General features: G+C 69.3%; 15 protein-coding genes and 1 tRNA gene. 7 read left to right on the top strand and 9 right to left on the bottom strand.

Annotated elements, in window-relative coordinates:
- Window positions 1-223 precede the first annotated feature (223 nt).
- The 4 genes from K8P63_RS17530 to K8P63_RS17515 form a co-directional block, all read right to left on the bottom strand.
- Window positions 224-1618: a capsular polysaccharide export protein, LipB/KpsS family gene (locus tag K8P63_RS17530; protein ID WP_223797275.1), complete on the bottom strand. Its 1395-nt coding sequence runs from the start codon at window positions 1616-1618 to the stop codon at window positions 224-226.
- Window positions 1615-2682, bottom strand: a complete 1068-nt coding sequence (locus K8P63_RS17525) for a phytanoyl-CoA dioxygenase family protein (protein WP_398287893.1) — start codon at window positions 2680-2682, stop codon at window positions 1615-1617. The genes K8P63_RS17530 and K8P63_RS17525 overlap by 4 nt, the downstream gene beginning before the upstream one ends.
- A gap of 59 nt (window positions 2683-2741) precedes the next feature.
- Window positions 2742-3011 carry a hypothetical protein gene (locus K8P63_RS17520; protein ID WP_223797274.1) on the bottom strand — a complete coding sequence of 90 codons (270 nt, stop codon included), beginning with the start codon at window positions 3009-3011 and terminating at the stop codon, window positions 2742-2744.
- Window positions 3012-3114: 103 nt separating this feature from the next.
- Window positions 3115-3190: transfer RNA gene (locus tag K8P63_RS17515), tRNA-Ala, on the bottom strand.
- Between the two features lie 191 nt (window positions 3191-3381).
- Here K8P63_RS17515 and K8P63_RS17510 point away from each other — a divergent pair.
- Window positions 3382-4260, top strand: coding sequence for a DUF2171 domain-containing protein (locus K8P63_RS17510; protein WP_223797273.1), 879 nt, complete (start codon window positions 3382-3384; stop codon window positions 4258-4260).
- 63 nt (window positions 4261-4323) lie between these two features.
- Here K8P63_RS17510 and K8P63_RS17505 read toward each other — a convergent pair whose 3' ends face one another.
- On the bottom strand, window positions 4324-5865 hold the full coding sequence (locus K8P63_RS17505; RefSeq protein WP_223797272.1) for a cation:proton antiporter: 1542 nt from the start codon (window positions 5863-5865) through the stop codon (window positions 4324-4326).
- 10 nt (window positions 5866-5875) lie between these two features.
- The gene (locus tag K8P63_RS17500; RefSeq protein WP_398287890.1) at window positions 5876-7072 is read right to left on the bottom strand and encodes an MFS transporter; all 1197 of its coding nucleotides are present in this window, start codon (window positions 7070-7072) and stop codon (window positions 5876-5878) included.
- A 143-nt stretch (window positions 7073-7215) separates the two neighbouring features.
- Here K8P63_RS17500 and K8P63_RS20820 point away from each other — a divergent pair, with 143 nt between their 5' ends.
- Both K8P63_RS20820 and K8P63_RS17495 read left to right on the top strand, forming a co-directional pair.
- The gene (locus K8P63_RS20820; protein WP_263282658.1) at window positions 7216-7338 is read left to right on the top strand and encodes a hypothetical protein; all 123 of its coding nucleotides are present in this window, start codon (window positions 7216-7218) and stop codon (window positions 7336-7338) included.
- Window positions 7335-7547 carry a hypothetical protein gene (locus tag K8P63_RS17495; protein ID WP_223797271.1) on the top strand — a complete coding sequence of 71 codons (213 nt, stop codon included), beginning with the start codon at window positions 7335-7337 and terminating at the stop codon, window positions 7545-7547. Before K8P63_RS20820 ends, K8P63_RS17495 begins: the two co-directional genes overlap by 4 nt.
- A gap of 54 nt (window positions 7548-7601) precedes the next feature.
- On the opposite strand, the gene K8P63_RS17490 is transcribed toward K8P63_RS17495, so the two are convergent.
- Window positions 7602-10802 carry an autotransporter domain-containing protein gene (locus K8P63_RS17490; protein ID WP_223797270.1) on the bottom strand — a complete coding sequence of 1067 codons (3201 nt, stop codon included), beginning with the start codon at window positions 10800-10802 and terminating at the stop codon, window positions 7602-7604.
- A 187-nt stretch (window positions 10803-10989) separates the two neighbouring features.
- On the opposite strand from K8P63_RS17490, the gene K8P63_RS17485 reads away from it, so the two are divergent.
- The gene (locus K8P63_RS17485; protein WP_223799868.1) at window positions 10990-12252 is read left to right on the top strand and encodes a M24 family metallopeptidase; all 1263 of its coding nucleotides are present in this window, start codon (window positions 10990-10992) and stop codon (window positions 12250-12252) included.
- An 8-nt stretch (window positions 12253-12260) separates the two neighbouring features.
- On the opposite strand, the gene K8P63_RS17480 is transcribed toward K8P63_RS17485, so the two are convergent.
- The gene (locus K8P63_RS17480) at window positions 12261-12716 is read right to left on the bottom strand and encodes a cupin domain-containing protein (RefSeq protein ID WP_223797269.1); all 456 of its coding nucleotides are present in this window, start codon (window positions 12714-12716) and stop codon (window positions 12261-12263) included.
- 163 nt (window positions 12717-12879) lie between these two features.
- Window positions 12880-15051 (bottom strand): penicillin acylase family protein, encoded by a 2172-nt coding sequence (locus K8P63_RS17475; RefSeq protein WP_223797268.1) that lies wholly within the window; start codon window positions 15049-15051, stop codon window positions 12880-12882.
- Between the two features lie 102 nt (window positions 15052-15153).
- Here K8P63_RS17475 and K8P63_RS17470 point away from each other — a divergent pair, with 102 nt between their 5' ends.
- The 3 genes from K8P63_RS17470 to K8P63_RS17460 are packed head-to-tail and all read left to right on the top strand — an operon-like array spanning window position 15154 to window position 18459.
- Window positions 15154-16401: a metal-dependent hydrolase family protein gene (locus tag K8P63_RS17470; RefSeq protein ID WP_223799867.1), complete on the top strand. Its 1248-nt coding sequence runs from the start codon at window positions 15154-15156 to the stop codon at window positions 16399-16401.
- A 38-nt stretch (window positions 16402-16439) separates the two neighbouring features.
- Window positions 16440-17042 carry a GTP cyclohydrolase I FolE gene (gene folE, locus K8P63_RS17465; RefSeq protein WP_223797267.1) on the top strand — a complete coding sequence of 201 codons (603 nt, stop codon included), beginning with the start codon at window positions 16440-16442 and terminating at the stop codon, window positions 17040-17042.
- Between the two features lie 16 nt (window positions 17043-17058).
- A complete protein-coding gene (locus K8P63_RS17460; RefSeq protein ID WP_223797266.1) occupies window positions 17059-18459 on the top strand; it encodes a chemotaxis protein CheW in 1401 nt (466 codons plus the stop codon).
- Window positions 18460-18491 lie beyond the last annotated feature (32 nt).

Here is an 18491-nt window from a genome sequence, read left to right as displayed (position 1 = left end):
CTCCCCACCATCAAGAGCTTCGCGATGGCATCGACGAAGCGCCAACTCGAACATCTATATTACGTTAGGGCTTCAAGGACGGATGGCCGCTTTGTCCCACGTCCTGTCGGTACGAAGGGCATGAATGCCGGCCTCGATAACGGCAGCTTCCAGGATCGACGGCAGAGCCACTAAGTGGCTGAGAAGGGGCGTGAGCAGACAGTCCGCTTTATGAGTCTACGGCCTAGCTCGTCGCCTTGCCGAACAGCTTGAACAGGCGGCCCTGCAGCCGCCGCGCGCGGATCAGCCACGAGGTGCGTGGGCGCCAGCCGGCGGCGAGCCGATCGAGCAATATCTCGGGCGGGCAGGGCAGTTCGGTGACCGGATCGATATAGCGCGGATAGAGGATCAGCGTGCCCGCGACGAGTTCGGCCAGTGTCAGCCGGCGCCCACGCCGCGGCAGCGGCGCGGCGAGATCGCGGGTCAGCCCCCAGCCGGCGTAGAAAGGCTGGCCGTGGACGGTCACCTCCAGTCCGCGCAGCAAAGCCTCGAACCCGGTGAGCGACGAGAGGACGTGCACGCCGTCGACGCGCGCGAGCAGGCTCGGCATCGCCTCGTCGCGCACGATCTCGTCGGCATATTCGAATAGATACGTGTCGGGCACCCGGCCGACGCGGTGGCCGGCATCGACGTCGGGATGCGGCTTGAACAGGATGCGCGCGCCGGGCTCGGCGACGCGCGCGCGCGCGAGCAGGTCGAGATTGCCGGCCACGCCCGCACCACCCAGCCGCACCGACGCATCGTCCTCGACCTGCCCGGCGACGAGGATCGTGCGGTCGGTGCGCGGCGCGGCTGCCTTGCGCGGCGCGGTGCTGCCATATTTGCTGATGCCGCGCGCGACGATCGTGGCGCGCAGCGCCTCCGCACGCGCGAGCAGTTCGGGCGCAAATTCGCGCGTCGCGAGGATGGTCTCGAGGTCGCTCGGATGCGTCGGATCGTAATAGATGCCCTGTTGGTCGACCACGATCGACAGCGGCGGGTGGAGATCGGCGCCGAGCCCGACCGAGCGGATGAAGCCATCCTCGACGCGCACCAGCGGTATGCCGGCCTCGGCCAACCCGGCCGGCGCGCGCGACGGCCAGACCGCGACGCTGCCGCCGCACGCCGCGAGCGCTGCGACGTCGTCGGAAAAGAGGGGCTCGCCGCCGTTCCAGAGGAAATGGGCGATGCGATCGCGCTTCCACCACGCCATGCCGGCGGCGGCGGCGATCGGCCGGTTGGCGTCGATCAGCCGCCGCCACTCGGCGAGGATCGCCACCGCCGCCTCGACCTCGATCGCGGCGCCGGTAAATGGATCGCGATAGGCGGGTGCAAACAGCGCCTGGCCGAGCGCGGCGCGCACGCCGCCCGGATCGGGTGCGCCGGCGATCACGTCGAGCATTGCCCGCTCGGTCGGCTCAACCGGCGCGGTCGACCAGAAATCGCTACCGACCCGCGCTGCCCGGATCGCCTCGATCAGCCGGTCGAGCCGCGTCTGGTCGATCGCGACCTCGCGCGCGAAGGGGCGGCTGATGGCGGCGGTGTCCGCCTTCACCCATGGGAAGGGCGGTGCGCGCAGCAGCGCCTGCGACGAACTCATGCGTCGGTCGGACGCTTGTTGCCGGCCGCCATCCATTGCCGGCCGAGCAGGCGCGGAAAACGATCGGTCAGCGCCCACCAGAACGGCACGCGGCGCTCGGCGATGCCCGGGATGCTGCCGAAATCGAGCCCGAGCCATGGCAGGAACGGGTTGCGCCGCCCATAGGCCCAGATCTCGACCCGCACCGACGGCCGCGTCGACAGGCCGCGCGCGTGGAAGCCGCTGGTATCGCACACGACCAACGTGTTGGCGGGCACCGCGAAGGCCGTCGCCTGCGGCAGGCCGAGCCCGGCCAGCTCGCTTTTGTCGATCCGCAGCGATCCGCGCTGCGACAGCCGGTCGAGCCCGCCGGGCGCGCGCAGGCTTTGCGTGCGCTCCCACTCAAGCCGCGCGGGCGTCATCCGGTGCGATCCGGCGACGTAGGTGAGCGGGCCATCTTCTTCCGCGACGTCGGTCAGGAACAGCCACGCCTTCATCGTCGGATGGAAGGTGTCGGCATGCAGCTTCGTCTGCGGATCTGGTGGGGCGTCGATCCGGTGCGACAGGATCGACTGGATGTAGAGCAACGGCTCGGTATCCGAACTGTCGATGTAGCGGATAAGCCCGCGCCAGCGCCGGTCGTCGAGTGCTGCCCGCAAGGCCGGCATCGCCGCCAGCGCCGCTCGGTCGATCGCATAGCGGCGGGTGATCGCGTCGCCCTGATGCGTCTCGCGGGCCGGTCCGGCATGGTCGAACACCTGCGCGCGCAGCGCGGCAAAGACATCGGCGGGCAGGAAATCGTCGATCCGCACGAAGCCGTCGCGCGCGAAAGCGGTGGCGAAGGCCGGCTCGATCAGGCGCGCCAGCCGGCGGCGGCGCGAGGCGGTCATCGCCTGGGCGAAGCGGACGCGCGCGACATGCAGCCCGAGCCGGTTGAGCCGGCGCGAGCCGAGCAGCGGATTGTCGACGAACGATTTGGCGCCCGTTGCCAGCTGGAGCGCCCACCACGGCAACCGCGCAATATCCCGCAGGCGCATGCTCTGGCGAGCAGGCGCGACGAACGAGCGATCGGGGCGGGAAACCATCCCGCCCCTCTAGGGCGCCGCGGGCGCGGGTTCAAACCCGGCCGGTCGCATCGCCCGCCTTACCAGGGGCGATAGTCGTCGCGGCGCTCGTCATAGTGATGGCGGTCCCACCGTGCCTGCTCGCGCGCTTCCTGGCGCCAATAGCGGCGGTCGGCATCGCGCTCGCGCCAATGGTCGTAGCGCGCACGATCATAACCGTAGCCGTCATGGTAATAAGCGGGCAGCGGCGCGTAGCGGTCGCCATAGCCGTAATATTGGGCCGAGGCGGCGAAAGGCGCTGCCGCAGCAACAACGGAAGCCAGCGCGATCATCGATTTACGGAACAGCATGACATCTCTCCTTCGATGAGGAAGGGAGTATCGTATGTCGCCTGCTCTATTGCTGAACCCGCCTTGCAGCGGTCGTTCAGCTATCGCGATGAGGATGACCGGTTGGTGGAGCTGAGGGGAATCGAACCCCTGACCTCTGCAGTGCGATTGCAGCGCTCTCCCATCTGAGCTACAGCCCCGGCACCGGTGGAGGGCGATTAGCTGCGCTTCGCGGCCGATGCAACGCCTCTTTCATCGGCTCGCCCCATCGATAGCCCGAGCGTCCGCCGCGATGTCTCGCCGGAACCCTGCCGACCCCTCGCCGGTTTTTACCGCAACCGTCGCACAGTCGTGATGCACGGTATCGAGGCGAGAGGAACAGGAGGTTCCAATGGGTTACGAACGCAATGATCGCGGTTACGGCAATGCCGGCGAGCGCGGCAATTTCGGCGGTGATCGCGGTCGCTACGGCTATCGCGGGCCGGACGCGGGCCGCGGCGATTATGGCACCTACGGCGGATATGGCAGCCGCGATTATCGCGGCGAGCGCTTCAACGATCGCAGTGACAGTCGCGATTATGGCCGCGCGCCGTCGGGCTACGACTATCAGGATCGCGGCTTCGTCGATCGTGCAGGCGACGAGGTCCGCTCGTGGTTCGGCGACGAGGATGCGGAGCGTCGCCGTCGCGAGGACGAGCGTCGCGACGAGCGCTACCGTGACGACAATCGCGGCGATTATTCCGCCGGTTCGTATGGCAATTCCGCTTATGGCGGTGGCTATGGCCGCGACTATGGCGCGTCGAATTATGGGCGCGATGCGCAGCGTCACGATCCGAACTACGCCCAGTGGCGCGATCGCCAGATGCAGGCGCTCGATCGTGACTATCACGAATATCGCCAGGAAAATCAGAGCCGTTTCGACACCGAGTTCCACAGCTGGCGTCAGGGTCGCCAGGGCCAGCGCGATCTGCTGACCAAGGTGCAGGAGCATCAGGAAGTGGTCGGCTCCGATGGCCAGCATGTTGGCAAGGTCGATCATGTCCGTGGCGACCGGATCGAACTGACCAAGTCCGACAAGGACGCGGGCGGCCACCACCACGTCATCCCTTCGTCGTGGGTGGCAAGCGTGGACGACAAGGTGACGCTCAACAAGACCGCCGATCAGGCCAAGCAGCAGTGGCGCGAGCAGGGCCGCGATGCGTTCGGCTGGCAGAATGACGAGCAGAGCGGCAACCGCAATCTCAACCGGAGCTTCTCCGGCACCTATTGATCCCGTCGCTCAAGCGATCGGATCGACGCGAGGGCTCGGCCGCAAGGCCGGGCCCTTTGCGTATCAGGTCTCGTCGATCTGGCGATCATCCTCGCTGCTGAGCGACAATTCTTTCCAGTCGAGCTCTTCCTGCAGCATCAGGAAGGCATCGGCACCCACGCGATCCTCGTTGCGCAGTTCCTCCAGCCGCTCGCGCTGGCGGCGCACCACGCCGAGCGCGATGCGGCGGCGATTGTCCATCGCGCGCGGACGCGGCGGATCGGAAACGGCACATTGCGCGATCGTATAGACGTGGCGGAGATGGTCGGCCTCGACGCTATGTTCGCCCTCCAGCGCGGTCAGCGCGGCGCCGGCGAGATCGACCCGCGCCGCATCCACCTCGCGGCCGAGCCCGTCGTCGCCGTCGAGCTTCACGAGCCGGATCAGCGGCCCCAGCGTCAGCCCCTGCACGACGAGGGTCGCGAGCACGACGCCGAACGCTGCGAGCACGATCAGGTCGCGCTGCGGGAAGGCGGCCGGCAGCGCGAAGGCGGTCGCCAGCGTCACCAGTCCGCGCATCCCGCACCAGCCCACCAGCAGGCCGTGGCGGAGCGAGACCGGCGCATAATCGCCGCGCAACAATGCGAAGCGATGCGCCAGCCGGTTGTAGACGATGACCCAGCCGAGCCGCACCGAGATCACTGCAGCGATCACCAGCCCGGCGAAGCGCGCCGCCTCGATCAGCCGGTCGGGGCTCATGCCGCCGATGATGGTGCGCGCCTGCATTCCCATCAGCAGGAAGGCGAGCACGTCGAGCAGGAACACGACCGAGGTCCACACCGCGAACGAATGGACCCGCATGCGCGGCGGCTGGCTCAGCCCGGCGCCGCGGGCGATCGTCATCGCGAAGGCGACCACGCACAAGACCGCCGACAGGCCGAGCCGGTCGGCCACAATCCACGCCCCGAACGCGACCACGAATTCCAGCAGGTTGCCGCCCAGGGTTCCGGTGGTGAAGCGCATCAGCCGCCGTGACAGCCACGCGATCCCGACGCCGAGCAGCACGCCGCCGGGTGCCTCGAAGCCAAGGCGCAGCGCGATATGGCCGTCGATGCCGCCATGTTCCTGCACCGCCACCGCCGCGCCGAACAGCAACAGCGCCATCGCGTCGTTGAGCAGGCTCTCGCCCCTCAGCACCGCCATCGTTCCACGCGGCAGCCGCACGGTGCGCAGCACCGCATTCGCGGCAGCCGCGTCCGGCGGCGCGACGGTGCCGCCGAGCGCGATCGCGGCGTAGAGCGGCAATCCTGCCACCGCGACCCCGATCCAGGCGACGCACGCGGCCGTCAGCACCACCGCCACCACCGCCAGCGCGACCAACGGCCGCCACAGCTTGCGCACCGCGCCGATCGGGAAGTCGAAGGCCGCATCGACGAGCGCCGGAGCGATGAACAAAGCCAGCGCGGTCTTGGGATCGATGCCGATCGACGGCGCGCCGGGGATCAGAGCGAGACCGACGCCGGCAGCAGCGAGCATCGCCGGATAGGGTAGCGACAGCCGGCGCGACGCCTGCAGCAGCACGATCGCCGCGAGCAGGAGCGCGAGCAGGCTCTCGAAAAAGCTCATGTTCCCATGCTTATCGCTGCGTCGCCCGCGATGTCACGATCGATACGATCCAGATGACCAGGCCGCCGATCGCCAGCATCGCGCCGACCCAGCCGGTCGAGGTCCAGCCATAGCCGGCCGCGATCGCCGCGCCGCCGAGCGCCGGCCCGAGTGCATTGGCGGTGTTGAACGCCGAATGGTTGAGCGCGGCGGCGAGCCCCTGCGCGTGGTCGGCCACGTCCATCAGCCGGGTCTGGAGGACGATGCCCAGCGCGGTGCCAAGGCCGATCGCGAACAACTCGACGATGACGCTCCACAGATGCTGGGCGGCCAGCGGCCACAGCGACAGCACGATCGCCGACCAGATCAGCAGGCCGGCGGCGGTCGGCTTCAGCGCGCGATCGGCGAAGCGCGGTACGACGAGGCTTCCGATCGTGGCGCCGACACCGAAAGCGGCAAGCGCGAACGGAACCGCGCCGGCGGATGCGTGGGTCACCGCGTGCATCGTGTCGGCCAGGTAGGTGTAAACCGCGAACAGGCCGCCGAAGCCGATCGCGCCGGTGCCCAGCGCCAGCCAAACCTGCAGGCGGCGCAGCGCGGCGAGCTCGGCCAGCGCGCTGTTGCCCGCCGGCGCATTGTCGCGCGGCGCGAACAAAGCGACCAGCAACGCGGTGAGCAACGCCAGCGCCGTCACCAGCCCGAAGCACCAGCGCCAGCCGATCGCGCGGCCGATCGCATTGGCGACGGGCACGCCGATGATGGTCGCGACGGTAAGTCCCAGCATCACCCGCGCCACCGCCTGCGAGCGCTTGCCCGGCGGCACGAGCGACGCGGCGACCAGCGAGGCGATGCCGAAATAGGCGCCGTGCGGGAGCCCGCTCAGGAAGCGGAACGCCAGCATCCAGCCATAGGTCGGCGCGATACCCGACAGGCCGTTGCCCAGCGCGAACAGCAGCATCAGCCCGATCAGCAGCGTCCGTCGCGCCATCTTCGCCGCCATCACCGCGATCAGCGGCGCGCCCACCACCACGCCCAGCGCATAGGCGCTGATGACGTGGCCGGCGGTCGGCGCGTCGATATGCAGGTCGGTCGCGAAATAGGGCAGCAGGCTCATCGTCGCGAATTCGGTCGTGCCGATCGCGAAGCCACCCACCGCCAGCGCGGCATGGACGATGTTGGGCGACGCCGTGGGCGCGTCGGTACGCCGCTCCGTCATGGCGTGCGTCATGGGGCTTCTCCGGCTGCGGGCTGGGAACGAGGGATGCCCCTCCCTATCGGCCTCCGCCACGGATCGCCACCTTTCGTCGCAACTTTTATCCGCGGCGCTGTGGACTCGGCGGCGTGACACAGTCTCCTTCACGAGGAGCAGGAATGAAGCACGCATATGACACGTCGCGGCAACGCCGCGCGACGTTGGCCCTGGTGGGCAGTGCGGTGCTGCTTGCCTGTGTGCTTGGGTTCGTCCTCGACCGTCTGCTGGAGCTCGCCGCATGACCGATCTGCTTCGTCGCTGGTTTCCGCGCGTTGCGGCGATGATCGATGCGCGCGGCTTGCGTGGGCGTCTGGGCGAGCGCGCGGTCGCAGAGGCGCGGCGGCATATCGCCGCCGGCACGGCCGACGTGAGCCTGAGCGATCTGCGCCACTGGACGTCGGTGTGGAACGAGCTGATGCGCATCCCCGGGGGATCGCACCTCGCCCGCTGAACAGTTCGGCGCCGAGACCCTGGATCTCGACGTCAACTCGATCGCTATGACCGCCTAGAAGGTGCCGCGCAGGCCGATCCGCCCCACGATCGTGTGATAGCCGCTGCGCGTTTCGGTCGAGGCCGACCCGACGAAGCGGAAATTTCCGTTGCCGACCGAGACGCGTGCCGTGCCGACATAGCCGCTGTCGCGATCCTCGGGCAGCAGGGTGAAGCTCGCGCCGTCGGCGAAATGCGCCGTGGTCGAGCCGATCGTGCCGCCGACGATCTGGCGGCGTCCGCCCTCCAGCTCCAGCCGCACGGTCGCCGCCTCGATATCGCCGTTGCCGCCCCACTGAATGCCCGCCGCGACCGTGCCGGTCGCCGCCAGCTCGTCGCTGTTGCGTGCGTTGACGATCAGATCGAAGGCGGAGCCGCCGCCGCTGTCGCCATGACCGTCCTCGTGCAGCTTGATGTAGCTGACCGTGCCGGTCGGGCGCAGGAAGAAATGCCCGAGCTTGGCCTCGTAGCTCGCCTTGCCGATGCCGGAGATCAGCAGGCCGTTCCACTTGCCGACGCTGGTGAACAGCGTCGGATTGTTGACGTCGTTGCTGGTGAGATAGCGCTTGCCGGTGTTGCGCACATAGCCGGCGCTACCCGACGCCGAGAGATGGAACCCGCCCCAGTCGCCCAGCCAGTAGAGGCCGCCCTGGAAATCGTTCGAGGTGACGGCGGTGTGGCTGGCGTCGGTGGTGTCGCCGAAGATGTAGCCGACGCTCAGGCCGACGCGCCCGAACGACCCGATCGCGACGTCGCCGCCCGCCGTCAGGCCCCAGCCCATGCTGGTGTAGCCGGGGGTGTTCACCGAATCCTGCGTCGCGTTCCAATAGCCCTGCTGCGCCCACAGGCTGAGCCCGCCGAGCTTCGCCCACGGCGTCACATTCTCCGACGGCGCGAGGTTGCGCACGCCCTGGCTCAGCACGTCGAACACGCCGCCGGCATGATCGGGCAGCATCTGGCGATAGCGCAGAAGCAGCGAATCGCGGTCGCCGAAACTCAGGAACAGGCTCGACAACTGGCTGTTGCCGGCGATGTCGGCATAGACGGCATTGTAGGCCGCCGCTTCCGACCGGGTGAGGCCGAGCGCTGCCGCCGTCTTGCGCATGATGTCGATCGCGACGGTGCCCGAGCTGTCGCTGGCGGCGAGCGAGCCGGTCAGCAGATAGGGCAGCGTACTGATCGACAGGTTGAGGTTGCTGCTGCCCGAGAGCGTGCCGCTCTGGATGACGGTGTAGCTGGTGCTGGCCGCGACCGGCAGGCTCGCCAGCGAAACCTTGATCGTCGTCGCGCCGGTAAAGGTGGTGGCACCGGCCACGTTGAGCTGGGTGTACGCGCCCGTGCTGGGGTTGATGTTGAAGCCGATCGTGCCGCCGCTCGCCGACAGGCTCGCCAGCCGGGTCGTCCCCGATCCGGTGAGCGAGAGCGTGCCGCCATTGACCGCGACCGCCAGATTGGACGCAGATGTGACGATCGATCCGCTGAAGGTCGTGCCGCTGCCGATCGTCAGCACGTCGGCACCGGTGCCGAACGTGGCGGTGCCGGTGAAGGCAGCTGTGTCGGCGAGCGTCAGGCTGTCATTGCCGTTGCCGAAGGTCGCGGCTCCGGTCAGCGCGGCGGTGCCGCTCAGCGCGACCGTGTCGTTGCCGGCGCCGGTCGAGATGTTCGACGTGAGCGTGCCGGCCGATGCCAGGATCTGGTCGTTGCCGCTGCCGGAGAGGATCGCACCGACGATATAGGGGGCGGTCGCGGTCGAGCTGGCGAGCGCCTGCGTATAGGTGAAGCCGGTGGTGTTGGCGCTGGCGTCGATCGCGGGCGATCCCGCGACGCTGCCCGAGATGACGAAGCCGGTATTGGTGACCGAGCTGAGCGTGCCCGACAGATCGCGGATCGCATAGGCCGGCCCGCCGCTGTTCGCGGGCACCGCGCTGATCGTGGCGCTGTTGGTGATGGCCGAAAGGCTGGCGCCCACGTCGATCAGGATCGCGGTGGCGGTGCCCCCGTCGGCGGTGGTCGAGGTCGCGCCGATCGTGCCGCTGTTGGTGAGCGAGGGGACGATTGCGCCGCTTGCGAGATGGATCGCGGTGGCGTCCGCCGCATCCGCCGTGGCGGTGATGCTGCCGGTGTTGGTGATGCCATTGGCGATGGTCACCGTCTGGCCCTGGCCGGCGATCTGCACCGCCGTCGCGGCATAGCCGGCATAGACCCCGTTGGCGAAGATCGTGCCGTTGTTGACGAGGCCGGCGGTGCCGCTGCCGGTGGTGCCGATCGTGATCGCGTTGCTGGCCGAGCCGATCGTCAGCGCCGGCGCGGTGCCGTAGCTGTCGAGCACCGCCGTGCCTTCGCTCGAATCGACGATGCCGTCGCCGTCGGCATCGGTGGTGGTGTCGGTGGTGGTGGTCGGCGCGACCGCAAGCAGCACGCCGCCCGCGATATTGCCGCCGATCGACAGCGCCGGTCCGCCCTGCAGCAGATCGTTGGCGACCAGCGTGACGGTCGAGGCGGGCAGCGTCGTCGCGGTATAGCCGGTGGCGGTGAGCGAGCCGTGGATCACCACCTTCCCGCCGATATCGCCGCCGAGCGACATTGCGGTCGAATTCTGGCCGGTGACGGCGGTGGCACCGGTGACGACGACGTTGCCGCTGACCGCGCCGAGCTTGATGCCGTAGCTGTTGTCGCCGGTCACGGTGATCGCGCCGGTGCTGACGACGCTGCCGACGATCGCGACGTCGGACTGGATGCCGCCCGAATTGTTGCCCTTGACCGTGATCGTGCCGCTGTTGTTGACGGTGCCGGTGAAGGCGCCGCTGCCGGTCAGGTGGATGCCGTAGCGCCCGGTGCCCTGCGCGAACGGCGCGTCGACCAGGCCGTCGCTCGTCGTATCGACGGCGACGAAGGTCTCGTCGACCGTGATCGTGCCGCTGTTGGCGATCGACGAGGCGAAGCCGCCCCCGCCGCCGATCGCGGTGGTGTTGTCGATGCCCGAAAAGCTGATCGTGCCGGCGTTGGTGATGGTGTTGTTGCTGTTGATCGTGACCGCGGTGCCGGATGCCGGCGAGAGCGTGGCGCCGCTGGCGACCGTGACGTTGTCGGCCGCGCCGCTGGCGACCGTGGCGGTGGCGACGTTGGAGGAGCCGCTCACGCTGGTGTCCGCGCGTGCCTGCCCCGCCATCAGCATGGCGGCGGGGGTCAGGCAGGTGGCGGCGAGTAACAGACGCATTCGGCATCCTCTGATGGGCGGAGATGCCGGCCGTCTGTGATGCTTGTCTTGCGGCCGTGTGTCGCGATGTTGCAGCACGTTCCAATCGTGCATCGGCGCCCGTAACGACTGAAACATGACGCGTACGTCACGCCTTGTTGGTGCGCTGGTGGCTCGTTACGACAGCGTGTCCGTATACGAAAAGGGGATGCGCATGATCGATCGTCGCCGCATGTTGGGGGGCGCACTGGCGCTTGGGGGCGCGGCCTTGCTGCCGATGCGCGCCGCGCTCGCCGCCGAGATCGACACGAGCGACCTGTCGTCGATGACCGGCAATGTCCGCCCGATCAGCGCCGACGAGCGCGCGCGGCGGATCGAACGCGCGCAGAAATTGATGCGCGCCAACGGCATCAGCGCGCTGCTGGTCGAGCCCGGCTCGTCGATGATCTATTTCACCGGTGTCGAGTGGCGGCGCAGCGAGCGGCTGACCGCCGCGGTGATCCCGGCCAAGGGCGAAGCGGTGATCATCACGCCGTTCTTCGAGGCGCCGTCGATCAAGGAGACGCTCGCCATCCCCGCCGAGGTACGCGTGTGGCAGGAGGATGAGAGCCCGATCGCGGTGGTCGCCGGCGCGCTGCGCGATCGCGGCGCCGCCACCGGCAATATCGGCATCGAGGAGACGGTGCGCTTCTTCGCGAGCGACGGCCTCGCCCACCTGCTGCCGCAGGTGAAGATGGTGTCGGCCAATCCGGTGGTGCGCGGCTGCCGCATGATCAAGACGCCGGCCGAGATCGCGCTGATGCAGACCGCGAATGACATCACCCTCGCCGCGATCAAGTGGACCTGGCAGCATACGCGCGACGGCATGGCACCGGCCGAGCTCAGCGCGATGATCGATGCCGCCACCCAGAAGCTCGGCGGCAAGTCCGACGGTGCGCTCGTGCTGCTCGGCGAATCCGCCGCTTACCCGCATGGCAGCCACAAGCCGCAGCGCGTGCGCGACGGCCAGGTGATCCTGATCGACAGCGGCTGCACCGTGCAGGGTTATTCGTCGGACATCTCGCGCACGTGGGTGCCGGGCAAGGCGCCGGACGAGGTTCGGCGCGTGTTCGATACGGTCGCGGCCGGCCAGCAGCTGGTGATGAAGACCGCGAAGGTGGGCGTCCCCGCCGGCCATATCGATGACGTGGTGCGCGGTTTCTACACCTCGAAGGGGTTCGGGCCGGGCTACAAGCTGCCCGGAATGTCGCACCGCACCGGCCACGGCATCGGCCTCGACGGGCACGAGCCGGTCAACCTCGTCCACGGCGAGATGATGCCGCTGGCGGCCGGCATGTGCTTCTCCGACGAGCCGGGCCTCTATTTGCCGGGCAAGTTCGGCGTGCGGCTGGAGGATTGCTGGCACCTGACCGACGCCGGCCCGGTGTTCTTCACCACGCCGCCGACCGATATCGATCACCCGTTCGGCTGAGGCGCGGATTAGTCGTAGGCCGTTCCGTCCTTGTGGACGAAGCGGCCGTCGGCGTTGGCGCTCATCATGTCGATGTCGGAACAGGTGGTGAGGTCGTCCGGCTGGCGCGACCCCACCTCCAGATAGACCGCGTCCGCCGTGCCGCGATTGACGAGATGGTGGCCGTCGCCGCTGTTCTTCGGGAAGGCGGCACAGTCGCCGGGGCGCAGCATCGTCTCGCCGGCATCCTCGACCAGAACGAGTTCGCCCGCGAGGACGTAGACGAACTCGTCCTCGTGGCTGTGCCAGTGGCGCTGGCTCGACCAGCCGCCGGGCGGCAGTGTCATCAGGTTCACGCCGAAATCGCCGAGGCCGCCGGCATTGCCGAGCCGCCGTCGCGTGCGGCCAGCACAAGGTGCGTCGAACGGCGGCGGATAGCCCGCGCCCTCGCGGACAGGGACGGCGGCGAGGTCGATCTTGGGCATGATGTTGCTCCTCGGTCGTGTCGGCTTTCGCCGATCGGTCCCCATCCCTGTCACCCCGGACTTGTTCCGGGGTCCACGGCGAGATGCAGCCCACCGCTCGCAGCCGGTGCCGAGCGATCGCCGCCCAGTGGACCCCGGAACAAGTCCGGGGTGACGTTGCGTATTAATTTGTGGGCCTGATAACACCCGGACGATAGCTTCGCTCGATATGGCCGGCCAATTCCTCCGGCCAGAAATAGACCTGCCTCAGGTTGCCCGTCGCATAACGTGTCGCCTGGTCGGCGAAGTGGGGCGAGGCGGGGTCACCGCTCTCGCCGCCCGCCGACACCGCCCAGGCGTGCACCTTCGGCCCGAAGTCGACCACCGCGACGAAGCTGTTGCCGCTCGTGCCGTACCAGCTCTTCGTGCCCGGATATTGCTTCGCGCCGAATGAGGCGAGCGAGCCCCAGCGCGACGAGGTGAACGGCACCGGGATGCTCGGTTGCGCGTCGGAGAAGGTCGGCTGGATCGCCGCGCTCACCCGCTGGAAGCGGTTGATCCGGCCCCACGCCACATGGAGCGAGCCCCAGTCGCCGCGTAGCCGCTCCGCCCCGTCGGCGAGCGCCTTGAGGAATTGATCGGCGCTCGCATCTTGCGCGATCCAGTCCCAGCCGGGCTTACGCGCCGCCTTGGCGCGTGGGTCCGCTACGGCCCACAAGGCGTCGCCGAAGAAGACAGCAAGGCTGGTCGGCTCCGAATCGGCCGCCCACCTTTTGTCCCACGGGCGCAGCAGCGCGATCGGTTCGGCGAGCGCGGCGCGGCGCGGATCGCCTGCCGGCAGCGCGTCATAGGCGGCGAACAGCTTGAACAGGATCGGCTCGAACGCGGGCAAATGCGGGTCGAAGGCGAGTGCGGTCAGCGTGCGGGGCGTCAGCGCGCTGGCATTGCTCAGCAGCTCCAGCGCGTGGCTTCCGCGCGGGTTCGGGCCGATTTGATCCATGTAGCGCGGGAAATCGGCGGCGTGCTGGCTCATCGGGCCGGCAGCCATCCACGGCCAGTCATTGCTGTTGTAGAGCCATCCGGTCGCCGGATCCTTCAGCTGCGGCAGCTGATCGAGCGGGGTCAGACCCTGCCATCCGGTCGCCGGATCGGCGCCGTCGACCGGGGCGCGATAGTCGAAGCGGTCGGCACGCTTCGGCACGAACTGCGGGTGGAGATAGGCGATGTGGCCGTCGGCATCGGCATAGATGGTGTTGTTCGACGAATTGGCCTGCAGCGCGGCGACCTTCAGATAGCTCGCATAATCGCGCGCTTTGGTGCGCAGCCAGCTCTGTTCTAGCGCCGGCACCGGCTTGTTCATCAGCGCGAGCGCGATCCATTTCGCCCCGTCGGCGCGCACGATCGGGCCGTGGCGCGTCGCGAGCGTCTGGACGCTGCGCACGCCCAGCGTGCCGTCGGGCCGGCGGAAACGGATCGTCACGCTGCGGCGCATGATCGGGCGCCACGTCGCGCCGTCGCGATAGCGGTCGCCCGCCACCGTCTCGGCGAATTCGTCGACCGCATCGACGCCGCTCGACGTGTGCATCCAGCCGAGCCGCTCGTTGAAGCCCTGGTAGAGGAAGAATTGCCCCCACGTCGACGCGCCGTAGGCGTGCAGCCCGGCGTCGCTGCGCATCTCCAGCTCGGAGCGGAAGAAGAAGCTGGTGTGCGGGTTGATCCACAGCAACGCGTGGCCGTCGGCCGATTTCTTCGGGCCGATCGCGATGCCGTTCGATCCGGTCGGCTCCTCCAGCCGGCGCGCATCGGCGGCGAGCGCGAGCTTCGGCGCGGTGCCGCCGTAGAAAGCGGCGAGCTTGCCGAGGTCGGCGCGTTCGATATCGCCGCCGATGCTGCCCTCGGTGAAGGACAAGGCCATCCACGGCTCGAAATGCGTCAGCACCTTCGGCTTCGTGGCGGGGTGCGTGGCGAGGTAGAAATTGAGCCCGTCGGCCCACGCATCCATCAACCCGCGCAGCCATGCCGGGCTGGCGCGATAGCGCGCCTGCAGGTCGATGGGGTCGATCCACAATCGCTGGCGCAGGTCGCGCCAGATCGCTTCCTCGCCCTCGGCCTCGGCGGTGCGGCCGAGTGCGGCGAGATAATTGGCCTCGATCCGCGGGAAATCGTCCTCGGCCTGCGCATAGATCGCGCCGAACACGGCATCGGCGTCGCTGCGGCCGCGGACATGCGCGATGCCCCAATCGTCGCGCGTGATCGTCACGCGCGCCGCCTCGGCCTGCCAGCGTGGCATCTGCGCCGATGCGGGCGCGCCGAGCGCAAGCAGCAGAAAGGGCAGGCACTTTACCACTATCGTCATCCCGGCGTAGGCCGGGATCCAGTCCGGCGCCGATCATTAAGGCATCAGGCGCAAGGCGTGCGCAAGCTGGATCCCGGCCTGCGCCGGGATGACGGGGGGAAGATGATGCGTCGATGGATCGCAGGATTGTTGTTGCTTCTGCCGGGGCTCGCATCCGCTGCCGCGCCGATGCTGCTCAAGCCCGATCGCGTGTTCGACGGGCAGGCGGTCCATCCCGGCTGGCAGGTGCTGGTGGCGGACGGCAAGATTGTCGCCGCCGGGCCCGATCTCGCGGCACCCGCCGGTGCTGAGGTGGTGGCGCTGCCCGGCGATACATTGATCCCCGGCATGATCGAGGGGCACGGCCACCTCTTCCTCCATCCCTATAACGAGACGCCGTGGGACGATCAGGTGCTGCACGAGGCGCTGGCGCTGCGCACCGCGCGTGCTGTCGCGGCGGCGCATGCGACCCTGATGGCGGGCTTCACCACCGAGCGCGATCTCGGCACCGAGGGCGCAGGCTATGCCGATGTCGGCCTGCGCGATGCGATCCGGCAGGGCATCGTGCCCGGCCCGCGCATGCTGGTGGCGACGCGCGCGATCGTCGCGCTCGGCGCCTATGGCCCCAAGGGGTTCGAGCCGGGCGTGGCGGTGCCGCAGGGCGCCGAGGAGGCGAGCGGGGTCGACGGCGTCGTCGCCGCGGTCCGCCGCCAGATCGCCGCGGGCGCCGATGTGGTGAAGCTCTACGCCGATTATCGCTGGGGGCCGGGCGAGCCCAGTCGCGCGACCTTCAGCGCCGAGGAACTCGCAGCGGGCACCCGCGCAGCGCACGATGCCGGGCGCACCGTCGCGGTCCATTCCAGCACGGCCGAGGGCATGACGCGCGCGGTGGCGGCGGGCGTCGACACGATCGAGCACGGCTATGGCGGCACCCCCGCCATTTTCCGCGCAATGGCCGCCAAGGGGATCGCTTATTGCCCGACGCTCGCGGCGAGCGACGCGGTCGCGCATTATCGCGGCTGGCAAGGGCAGGAGCCGGCTCCCGAAGCGGTGCGCCAGTCGCGCGCCGCCTTCGCGCTCGCGCTGGCGGCGCATGTGCCGATGTGCGTGGGCGGCGATGTCGGCGTGTTCGCGCACGGCACCAATGCGCGCGAGATGGAGCTGATGCAGGCCGACGGCATGTCGGCGCTGGACGTGCTGCGCGCCGCCACGTCGGGCAATGCCCACGCCTTCCACATCGACGACAAGGTTGGCGCGATCCGACCGGGGCTCGTCGCCGATCTGGTGGCGGTGGCGGGCGATCCGACGCGCGACGTTGCCGCCGTCCGCGCGGTGCGGCTGGTGGTGAAGGACGGCGTCGTCCAGCGCTGATCCTTGCCCGCGCGATCGCACGCGCCTAGCGGAACGACATGAGCGGAACGAGCGAACCCGAGCCCTTCGATCCCAGGCCGGCGGTGCCGGCCGAGGTGGCCGATGCGATCCGCACGCTGATCCGCTGGGCCGGCGACGATCCGACGCGCGAGGGGCTGCTCGACACGCCGAAGCGCGTCGCGCGCGCGTGGAAGGAATATTGCCAGGGCTATCTCGAGGATCCGGCGCACCATCTTTCGCGCACCTTCGAGGAGGTGGGCGGCTATGACGAGATCGTGCTGCTGAAGGACATACCGTTCCAGTCGCATTGCGAGCATCACATGGCGCCGATCGTCGGCAAGGCGGCGATCGCCTATCTGCCGCGCGACAAGGTGGTCGGCATCTCCAAGCTGGCGCGCGTGCTGCACGGCTTCGCGCAGCGGCTGCAGGTGCAGGAGCGGCTGACCGCGCAGGTGGCCGACTGCATCTGGGAGCGGCTCGATCCGATCGGCGTCGCGGTGGTGATCGAGGCGCAGCATGGCTGCATGACCGGGCGCGGCGTGCGCACCCACGGCGTCGGCATGACCACCAGCCGGATGATGGGCGTATTCCGCGACGACGAGCGCTCGCGGCGCGAGGTGCTCGCGCTGATGGGCTATTGATCGCGTCGGCCCGCCCATGAACGCGTCGGTCGATCTGCCCGCGCAGCTCGACACGCTGGCGGCACTTCGCCTGCCGCGCCTGCTCGTCGAGGGCGCGTGCGTCACCCTGTCGGCGGCGCGGGTCGAGGCGGTCGGGCTGGCGGCGCTGCAATGGCTCGCGGTCGCGCAGGCGCGCGGGCTGGTGCGGCTGGTCGAGATCGGCGACGCCACGGCAGAGCGGATCCGCGATGCCGGGCTCGGGGCGGCTTTGCTCGGCGATGTCAAGGCGGCGATCGACGCCCCTTCGCGATTGCGCTTCAGCGACGCGGCGCTCGATTTCGGGCGCGAGCCGCTCGAATTGCTGGGCGCGCTGCGTGCGGCGGGCGCGGCGATTGCCGCCGTCCTGCCGGCGGCATTGCCCACGCCCGACAATCTGGCGATCGCGTTCGATCTGCGCCTGCCCGACGCGATGAGCGAGGCGGAGCGCGCCGCATTGTTCGCGCCGTTCGCCGATTGCGCGCTGCTCGATGCGGACGACGCGCCGATTGTAGCTCCGGCGACGGCCGATCCCGTGGCGCACGTCACCGTGCCGGTCGTGCCCGAACGGCTGGAGCAGCTTGCCGCGATCATCGCCGAACTGACCGTCGCGCAGGCCAACCTGATCGACCGGCTCGGCAATCAGCGCGGGCCGCTTGCCACCGAGATCGCCGATGTCGAGCGGCTCGCCGCGGCGCTGCAGGATGCGATGCTGGCGGTGCGGCTGGCGCCGCTCGAAACGCTCGTCGGCGCGCTGCCCGCAGGCGGCGCGATCGAGATCGAGCGGGCGGTGGGCGAGGCGATCGCACCGGCGCTGGCGGCGGTGCGCGCCGCGGGCTCGACCGTGCACGGCGCACGGGCGGAAGGCGGCTTCGTTCGCCTGATCCTCGCGCCCGCACCGACGGGGGGCGCGCATGACGCGCTGGCCGTGGCGGCGCGCGGCGCCGGGGGCCGGATCGAGCTCGACGGGGACGCGCTCGCGCTGGTCCTGCCGCGCACGCGCTCGCTGGTCGACGCGATCATCGTCGAGTTGGGCGGCGCGAGTTACGCGCTGCCCGTCCAGCATATGATCGAGGCGCTCCAGCCGACGCCCGAACTGATCGACCGCTTCGGCCCCGATCGGCTGCTGCTGCGTTTCCGCGGGCGGCATGTGCCGGTGGTGATGCTCGGCGCGCGGCTGGGGCTGCCCGGCTGGTGCGCCGATCCGCTGGCGGCGGTCGTGATCGTCGCGCATGCCGGCGGACGCGAGATCGCGCTGATGGTCGATGCGATCAGCGATCAGCGCCAGATCGTGGCGCTGCCCTTCGCGGGCGGGCTCGCGCCGCCGCCGGGAACGATCGGCGCCGCCATCGTGCGCGGCAATCGCATCGCGCTGATCCTCGACGTCGACGCGCTGGCCTGAGCGAGCGGCCTGAACGAAAGAAGCCGGCGGGT

This window comes from Sphingomonas nostoxanthinifaciens (assembly GCF_019930585.1).
In the GTDB taxonomy this organism is placed as follows: Bacteria; Pseudomonadota; Alphaproteobacteria; order Sphingomonadales; family Sphingomonadaceae; genus Sphingomonas_I; species Sphingomonas_I nostoxanthinifaciens.
Note: the sequence above shows the minus strand (reverse complement) of the source record. Positions and strands in the feature narration are given on the sequence as shown.

Excerpts from the sequence above, each read along its gene's own strand:
- K8P63_RS17530 (WP_223797275.1), bottom strand. The coding sequence starts at position 1,618 with ATGAGTTCGTCGCAGGCGCTGCTGCGCGCACCGCCCTTCCCATGGGTG.
- K8P63_RS17525 (WP_398287893.1), bottom strand. The coding sequence starts at position 2,682 with ATGGTTTCCCGCCCCGATCGCTCGTTCGTCGCGCCTGCTCGCCAGAGC.
- K8P63_RS17520 (WP_223797274.1), bottom strand. The coding sequence starts at position 3,011 with ATGCTGTTCCGTAAATCGATGATCGCGCTGGCTTCCGTTGTTGCTGCG.
- K8P63_RS17510 (WP_223797273.1), top strand. The coding sequence starts at position 3,382 with ATGGGTTACGAACGCAATGATCGCGGTTACGGCAATGCCGGCGAGCGC.
- K8P63_RS17505 (WP_223797272.1), bottom strand. The coding sequence starts at position 5,865 with ATGAGCTTTTTCGAGAGCCTGCTCGCGCTCCTGCTCGCGGCGATCGTG.
- K8P63_RS17500 (WP_398287890.1), bottom strand. The coding sequence starts at position 7,072 with ATGACGCACGCCATGACGGAGCGGCGTACCGACGCGCCCACGGCGTCG.
- K8P63_RS20820 (WP_263282658.1), top strand. The coding sequence starts at position 7,216 with ATGAAGCACGCATATGACACGTCGCGGCAACGCCGCGCGACGTTGGCC.
- K8P63_RS17495 (WP_223797271.1), top strand. The coding sequence starts at position 7,335 with ATGACCGATCTGCTTCGTCGCTGGTTTCCGCGCGTTGCGGCGATGATC.
- K8P63_RS17490 (WP_223797270.1), bottom strand. The coding sequence starts at position 10,802 with ATGCGTCTGTTACTCGCCGCCACCTGCCTGACCCCCGCCGCCATGCTG.
- K8P63_RS17485 (WP_223799868.1), top strand. The coding sequence starts at position 10,990 with ATGCGCATGATCGATCGTCGCCGCATGTTGGGGGGCGCACTGGCGCTT.
- K8P63_RS17480 (WP_223797269.1), bottom strand. The coding sequence starts at position 12,716 with ATGCCCAAGATCGACCTCGCCGCCGTCCCTGTCCGCGAGGGCGCGGGC.
- K8P63_RS17475 (WP_223797268.1), bottom strand. The coding sequence starts at position 15,051 with ATGACGATAGTGGTAAAGTGCCTGCCCTTTCTGCTGCTTGCGCTCGGC.
- K8P63_RS17470 (WP_223799867.1), top strand. The coding sequence starts at position 15,154 with ATGATGCGTCGATGGATCGCAGGATTGTTGTTGCTTCTGCCGGGGCTC.
- folE (WP_223797267.1), top strand. The coding sequence starts at position 16,440 with ATGAGCGGAACGAGCGAACCCGAGCCCTTCGATCCCAGGCCGGCGGTG.
- K8P63_RS17460 (WP_223797266.1), top strand. The coding sequence starts at position 17,059 with ATGAACGCGTCGGTCGATCTGCCCGCGCAGCTCGACACGCTGGCGGCA.